Annotated in this window: 4 protein-coding genes; 2 read left to right on the top strand and 2 right to left on the bottom strand. The window is 57.5% G+C overall.

Features of this window, described 5'->3' with window-relative positions:
• Positions 1-758: 758 nt before the first annotated feature.
• Both ung and CAK78_RS09965 read left to right on the top strand, forming a co-directional pair.
• Entirely contained in the window at positions 759-1,427 is a 669-nt protein-coding gene (gene ung, locus CAK78_RS09970) for a uracil-DNA glycosylase (protein ID WP_017781640.1), read from the top strand.
• 157 nt (positions 1,428-1,584) lie between these two features.
• Complete coding sequence (locus CAK78_RS09965) at positions 1,585-2,133, top strand: hemerythrin domain-containing protein (RefSeq protein WP_094697163.1); 549 nt, start codon at positions 1,585-1,587, stop codon at positions 2,131-2,133.
• A 51-nt stretch (positions 2,134-2,184) separates the two neighbouring features.
• Here CAK78_RS09965 and CAK78_RS09960 read toward each other — a convergent pair whose 3' ends face one another.
• Positions 2,185-2,367 carry a DUF3545 family protein gene (locus tag CAK78_RS09960; RefSeq protein ID WP_005298488.1) on the bottom strand — a complete coding sequence of 61 codons (183 nt, stop codon included), beginning with the start codon at positions 2,365-2,367 and terminating at the stop codon, positions 2,185-2,187.
• A 160-nt stretch (positions 2,368-2,527) separates the two neighbouring features.
• Entirely contained in the window at positions 2,528-3,478 is a 951-nt protein-coding gene (tal, locus tag CAK78_RS09955) for a transaldolase (protein WP_010633233.1), read from the bottom strand.
• Positions 3,479-3,751: the final 273 nt, after the last annotated feature.

Here is a 3,751-nt window from a genome sequence, read left to right as displayed (position 1 = left end):
GCCTTACACCTTTACTTTGTTGGGTCATATATACCACGATGGTAATATTACGAAAATTGATCTAAATCAAAAAATGCGCTGTTTGCGTGGATGTGAAGGGATTAAATTATTGAGATTAATCAAAAATAGCTCATTTTTATGATTATGAAAGATATCCAAATTATGCATCTTTCATTAATTAAATCTAGTAATTTAACTACATCTTTTCATATTCAAGCCGACTCGATACTGGGGGCGCTACAGAGTGGGTGAGGGGGAATAAGCCAGCAGGAAAGAGAAGAAGCATAGAGAGCAAGCAGAGGGCTGCACGAGGTGGCAGGCGAGCAGAGTGGCCCTGTCATTGCCAGACGAGGCAAGGAGGAGCTGCTGGAGGGGCGCGGGTTCAGTGTCGGTCTGTTGCTCACCCGAAGAGAGTTGCGGTGGAAAGGTAATCTCAGTGGCCACGGCTTGGCCGGGAGAAGGGGCCCACGGGGCATCTTGGTTGCGTCTTGGGAGCTGGCCCCCTATCCTGAGCCCCTTGCTGCATTAATGGGGGCAGGGGGCGTGCTGGCCGATTTGGCCTGCGTAAAAGCAAGGCGACCCAGGGCCTGCCGTATTCATCGAGGATGGTGGTGTGCTGCGCTGTGCCCGTGTGGGTGGACAGGGAGCAGGCCGTTCATCCGGCCCTGTATATCGAGGAGAGAGGCGCACCGGCCTGCACGCATGAGCGGCTGAGTCGGAAGATAGCCTCCCCCGACAGATTCAATGAGGAGATTGGGGTGCTGACCTGGACTGATGTGATTGGCTCCGAGAAGGAGCAGGACTATTTCAAGGCAACCCTGGCGACCGTCAGGAGCGAGCGGGAGGCGGGCAAGGTGATCTACCCGCCGGCCACCGACGTGTTCAACGCCTTCAAGCTGACCGAGCTGGATCAGGTCAAGGTGGTGATCCTGGGCCAGGACCCGTATCACGGCCCGAACCAGGCTCACGGCCTCTGCTTCTCCGTCCTGCCCGGCGTGCGCACCCCTCCCTCGCTGGTGAACATCTACAAGGAGATGCAGCGGGATCTGCCGGGTTTTGTCACACCCAGTCACGGCTTTCTGGAGTCCTGGGCCACCCAGGGGGTATTGCTGCTCAATACCGTGCTGACGGTGCAGGCGGGCCAGGCTCACTCCCATGCCCATCTGGGTTGGGAAACTTTCACCGATCGGGTCATCGAGCAGATCAACGCCAGCTGTCAGGGGGTGGTCTTCCTGCTGTGGGGCGCCCACGCCCAGAAGAAGGGGCGCTTCATCGACCGGAGCCGCCACCATGTGCTGAGCGCCCCCCATCCCAGCCCGCTTTCGGCCCATCGCGGCTTCATCGGTTGCGGCCACTTTTCCGAGACCAACCGCTTGCTGAGCCAGCAGGGAATGAGCCCCATCAACTGGCACTCGGTCTGCGAATAGCGCGGGGCAGCCAGCTGCATTTGCTCTGTCGGGAGGGCGAAACAGCATGTGCCATTGGCCGTTTTGTCTGCAGCTGACTTGATTGAGTGCAAAGTTGGCGCGACAAATGGCCGTATACTCTGATCAGAATCGTCTCATTTCAGCGCAAGGAGTGCCCATGTTAGCGAGTCTGCACAAGGATCATCTCAACATCGCCAGGTTGCTGGACCTGCTCAAGCAGAAGCTGGTAGCCATTCGCAGCGAAGAAAGGGTCAGTTACTTCCTGATCCGCGACGTGGTGGATTACCTGCGGGAGGTATCGGACAAGTATCACCATCCAAAGGAAGACATCATCTATGACTACTACCTCAAGTACCGGGTAGTGGAAGGGGATGTGGCCAACCGGCTGCAACAGGAGCATGCCAAGCTGGTAGAGGCCGGTGCCGAGCTCAGGGAGATGGTGGAGATGATCCTGATGGATGCGGTCATTCCGCTCGATCAGTTCACCGCCAAGCTGGAGCAGTTCGTGGCGCTGCAGGAGGCACACATGAACTACGAAGAGGGGGTCATCTTTCCCCATCTGCGCGATTCGCTGACCGAGGATGACTGGCGTCACCTCGAGCAGGTCTGGCAGAACCGCGCCATCGGGGATCCCCTGTTCGGGCCCGAGATCAGCCAGCACTTTCAGGATCTGGCCAAGCGCCTGTCGCTGCCGCTCTCTTCCTGAGGGTTGACACTCCCTTGAAAAACAAGGCCCCGGTTAACCGGGGCCTTGTTTTTACAACTCGATCTCGTCTGAGAGACCTTCGTAGGCGATGTCGATGGATTGCAGCTCCTTCTGCAGGCGGTGTTTGTCTTTCAACGCCTCTATCTCACGCCATTTACGTTTTTTTCCCGTTGTCCCGCGGCTACGTGAACCGAGCTCAACTACATCTTCATAATCGAAGTTGAACATTTCCATGGCTCCCTCCTTGGTTATTCTCGTTTTCACCATCCGTATAACATACCGGCATTAAAAATAAAACGTTTTCGTGACGAACCCATGACAGCGGATCCTGCGCCCATAAAAAAACCGGGTGCCCTTGCGGGAACCCGGTTTTTGTCGGCAGATGGCGCAGCGATCAGAGGCGGCTGGCCAGCATGGTTTCCAGCTTGCCCTGGTCGATGGCAAACATGCGGATGCCTTCGCCCAGCTTCTCGTGAGCCATGGCGTCCTGGTTCAGTTCCCAGCGGAATTCGGCCTCGGTCATCGGGGTCGGTTTGGCCTTGCGCTCGCCGGTGTAGTCCAGCTTGCGAACCACGGCACCTTCCGCCTTGCTCAGCTCTTCCAGCAGCGCCGGGCCAATGGTCAGACGGTCGCAGCCGGCCAGTTCCAGGATCTCGCCGGTATTGCGGAAGCTGGCACCCATGACCACGGTCGGGTAGTCGTGCTGCTTGTAGTAGTTGTAGATGGAGGTGACGGAGACCACGCCCGGATCTTCGCTGGCGGTGTAGTCACGGCCGTTCTTGGCCTTGTACCAGTCGAGGATGCGGCCCACGAACGGGGAGATCAGGAAGGCGCCGGCTTCGGCACAGGCACGGGCCTGGGCGAAGGAGAACAGCAGAGTCAGGTTGCACTGGATACCCTCTTTCTCCAGTACCTCGGCGGCACGGATCCCCTCCCAGGTGGAGGCCAGCTTGATCAGGATGCGATCGTTGCTGATGCCGGCGTCGTTGTAGAGACGGATCAGTTTGCGGGCCTTGGCGATGCTGGCCTCGGTGTCGAAGGAGAGACGGGCGTCCACTTCGGTGGAGATGCGGCCCGGGACGATCTTCAGCACTTCCAGACCGATGTTGACCGCCAGCTTGTCGCCCGCGTCGATGATTTGCTGTGCCTTGTCCTGGCTCTGGGCCTTGGCCCAGGTTACGGCGTCTTCGATCAGCGCCGCGTACTCGGGGATCTCGGATGCCTTCAACACCAGAGAGGGGTTGGTGGTGGCATCGATGGGCTGGTAGCGCTTGATGGCTTCGATATCGCCGGTGTCGGCGACAACTGTGGTCAGGGCTTTCAGCTGGGTTAATTTATCGGCCATGGCAAATATCATCTCTTTATGAGGGCGCACTCTCTTGGTGAGGACGCAGGCTCGGGGGTGGCGGGCGTGAGACGACAGTTCTGAAATAAAATTACAAAATCCCGGCGACTCAGGCTCAGAAAAGCGCGATGGGCAGGCCCCATCGTCATTGCCTGCCTAATTAATACGGATGTGGCGCATCCTGCAATAGGGGGGGCTGTATGCTTATCAGCCACTCCCTGGCGCAGACGGGAAGGAGTGGATAAAAGTATTTGATAAAAAACGACTTTTATC

It is taken from the genome of Aeromonas sp. A35_P (assembly GCF_002259925.1).
GTDB lineage: Bacteria > Pseudomonadota > Gammaproteobacteria > Enterobacterales > Aeromonadaceae > Aeromonas > Aeromonas dhakensis.
Note: the sequence above shows the minus strand (reverse complement) of the source record. Positions and strands in the feature narration are given on the sequence as shown.